At 71.4% G+C, this 3221-nt stretch carries 3 protein-coding genes; all 3 read right to left on the bottom strand.

The genetic code is table 11. The annotated features are described in order from the left end of the window. Nucleotides 1-1005 (bottom strand): serine/threonine-protein kinase (locus HII36_RS54195; RefSeq protein WP_217371116.1); only part of this gene is annotated, 1005 nt, incomplete at its 3' end. 120 nt (nt 1006-1125) lie between these two features. Then, nucleotides 1126-1950, bottom strand: coding sequence for an alpha/beta fold hydrolase (locus tag HII36_RS54200; RefSeq protein ID WP_173531209.1), 825 nt, complete (start codon nt 1948-1950; stop codon nt 1126-1128). A gap of 32 nt (nt 1951-1982) precedes the next feature. Next, nucleotides 1983-2603 carry a gamma carbonic anhydrase family protein gene (locus tag HII36_RS54205; protein WP_217371117.1) on the bottom strand — a complete coding sequence of 207 codons (621 nt, stop codon included), beginning with the start codon at nt 2601-2603 and terminating at the stop codon, nt 1983-1985. Nucleotides 2604-3221 lie beyond the last annotated feature (618 nt).

The following is a 3221-nucleotide window of genomic DNA, read 5'->3' on the forward strand; positions in this document are numbered from 1 at the left end:
GCCGGTGGAAGGCTGCCCGTGCGGGTGGGCCTGGGGGTGGAACTGCGGCTGGGAGTGCGGGTGAGACTGTGGCGGGGACTGCGGGTGGTGCTGAGGCTGGGCCTGAGGATGGGGCGGCTGCGGGTAGGGGCCCGGCTGGTTAGGGGAAGGTGCGCGCAGGCGGTGCTGGCCGGCGATGGGGTCCCCGGCGAGCACCGAGGCGAGCATGCGATCCAGGCTCTCCGCGTCCGGCCGGGCCGCCGGGTCGCGGTTGAGCAGCAGCCCGAGCACGGGAGCGAGTAACCCGGCCCGTTCCGGCGGCGGGACCTCCTGGTTGAGCACGGCGGCGAGCGTCGCCAGCGTCGTGCTGCGCCGCAGCGGGTGCCGTCCCTCGACCGCCACGTACAGCAGCATGCCCAGCGACCACAGGTCGGAGGCCGGATCGCCCTCCTGGCCGTTGATCCGCTCGGGCGCCATGTACTCGGGTGAGCCGATGAACGACCCGGTCGCCGTCAGGCTGGTCGACTCGCGCACCGCCGCGATGCCGAAGTCCGTCAGCACCGACCCGCCGTCGGGGCGCAGCAGCACGTTCGCGGGTTTGACGTCCCGGTGCTGGATGCCGACCGCGTGCGCGGCACGCAGCGCGGACAGCAGCTCGCGGCCGAGCCTGGCGGTGTCGTCCGGCGTCATCGGCCCGCGCGCGAGCCGATCCTGCAGCGAGCCGCCGGTGACGAGCTCCATGACGATCCACGGGTAGGCGTTCTCGCCCGCGTCGACGATGTGGTGGATGGTCACGACGTGCGGATGGTTCAGCCGGGCCAGCGCCCGCGCCTCGCGCAACACCCGTGCCCGGAGCTCGTAGGCGGTGCCCGGGTCCTGCTCGTCCATGGCCGGGTCGGGCGGGCGCACCTCCTTCAGCGCGACGTCCCGGTGCAGCGCCTGGTCCCAGGCCCGCCACACCAGTCCCATCCCGCCGCCGCCGAGCCGTTCCACCAGCTCGAAGCGGCCGTCGATCACCCGTGTCATGGGCGACAACGTACACCGTCGACCGGCGGCTTTCGCCCCATATGCCACCCGCCTCGCCGCCGACGGATCAGCGACTTTCGCGGACGGGTTCCGTCCTGCGGCGAACGTCCGAACCAGTGGCTATAACCGCAGGTCAGCTGAGGGCTCCGGAGCCCTCAGCCCGTCCAGGAAATGCCGGAGCCGATCCGTGACCTCCGCGGGATTCTCCAGCGGCGGGAGGTGGCCCGAGCGCGGAACCACCCCGAACGTCGCGGCCGGCACCGCGTCGGCGATCGCGCGCATCGAGGCGCGCGGCGTCCGCGTGTCGTCGCTGCCGATGAGGAGCAGGGTCGGCAGTTCCCCGATCGACCCGAGGAACGGCGTGTCATCGGGACGGTCGCGCATGGCCTCCAGTGCGCCGACGACGCCCGCCACGGGTGAACGATCCATCATGTCCGCCAACCGCCTCCTGGCGTTCGCGGACGCGTTCTCCGCCAGGAACTTCGCGGCGAGTTCCGCCGTCAGTGCGTCGGTGCCGCCGTCGCGTACCCGGGCGATCATGTCGTTCCTGCTCGACCTACGCTCGGCCGTGTCGGCTTCCGCCCGCGCGTCCAGGACGACGAGGGCCGCCACGCGCTCGCGATGCCTGCGCAGGAACTCGAAGGCGACGTAGCCGCCCATGCTCAGCCCGCAGAGCACCGTGCGCTCGACGTCGAGGGCGTCGAGCAGCGCCGCGAGGTCGTCGGCGTAGACGCTCATCCGGTAGCCGCGCTCGGGGGCCTCGCTCCTGCCCATGCCGCGCAGGTCGGGGGCGATGCGCCGCCAGCCGTCGAGCGCGCGGACCTGATCACGCCACAGGGTGCGGTCGAGCATGAAGCCGTGGACGAACAGGACGGCCGGCCCCTCGCCCAGATCGTCATAGGTCAAGCGCACCCCGTTCACGGTGAGGTGCTTCGGTACTGGCATGCCCTGATTCATTCATCCGCCGTCACGGTCCGCTAGAGCTCGCGGTCGTCGCGGTGGTCGGCGAGGCCGGTGGTCTCTCGCCGGCTGAGTTCCCTCATGTCCATGTCGACGCCGCTCCCGCCGGACTGCCTCTCCAGCCCGTAGACCTGCTGGGCGAAGTCCATCCGGCTGAGGATCGCATCGATCTCCTCGTGCTGGTCGGGCGGGAAGAACCGGGCCGGATCACCGACGGCCACCCACTTGATCGGGACGAGCGAGTCCGGCGGCAGGACGCTACCGACGTGCACGATGCCGTCGATCCGGACCTCCGAGCGCGCACCCACGCGGGCACCCTGATAGATCCGCACGCCCGTCGCGAGGAAGCACTCGTCCTCGATCGTGCAGCCCTTGAGCGACGAATGCGGTCCGATCAGGACGTGGTCGCCGATCTCGACCGCGTCCCGGCTCGTGCTGCGGATGTTGAGGTTCTCGCGCACCACGCATTGCGCCCCGATGCGCACCGGCTCGCCGTGCGACTCGATCACCGCGCCGTAGGAGACGTGCGTACGCGGGCCGATCGTGACATTCCCGCAGACGACCGCCGTCGGGGCGACGTGGGCGGTCGGGTCGATGGTCGGTCGTTTGCCTTGGTGCTCTATCAGCATGAGCAGCATGCCCTTCGGGTGACGAAGTCGCGCGAGCCACGCGGCGTGCGTGTGCCTGTTGTCTCCGGCTACCCGGCGGTGGGCAGCGCAGTCATGGATCCGTGACCAGCGAGGGCTGCGGGACCTGAACCCGTCGCAAGTGTCGGTCCTGCCGGTATTCGTGGGAGCAGGTGGTGCCCGGTACGGAGTCGACCTGCGACTGTCCGGGCATGCCTTACGGCGGTCGGTTGCCGCCGATCAACCTCGTGGCGGGAGACCGGCGAGCCCAACGGCGTCCGGGGGCCGGCCCGTGTCGGGGTCAATCTGGTGGCCGAAGCCGGCACGTCGAGGGCGGCAACCTGGCGGCCGGGCGGTGAGTTCGGCGGCATCGCAATGCGGCGTTGGCTCGCCCCGCCGGCTCCATGCACCACTCCGATGTCCGCACACCCGCCCGCGTCACCGTCACCGCGTTCTTGCGGCGGTCGCGCAGGTCGGTCTCCCACACCGCGAGCCCGACCTCCTCCAGGTGGCAGCGGCTTCAGGCCCTCCCCCGCAACTGCCTCGGCGAAGCGGGGAACCGTGAGTGATGAACTTCCCCCAATACCGGCCAAGGCCTCGCACGGACGCGGCGGCTGGGTGGGGTGGCGG

Source organism: Nonomuraea antri (assembly GCF_013283785.1).
GTDB lineage: Bacteria > Actinomycetota > Actinomycetes > Streptosporangiales > Streptosporangiaceae > Nonomuraea > Nonomuraea antri.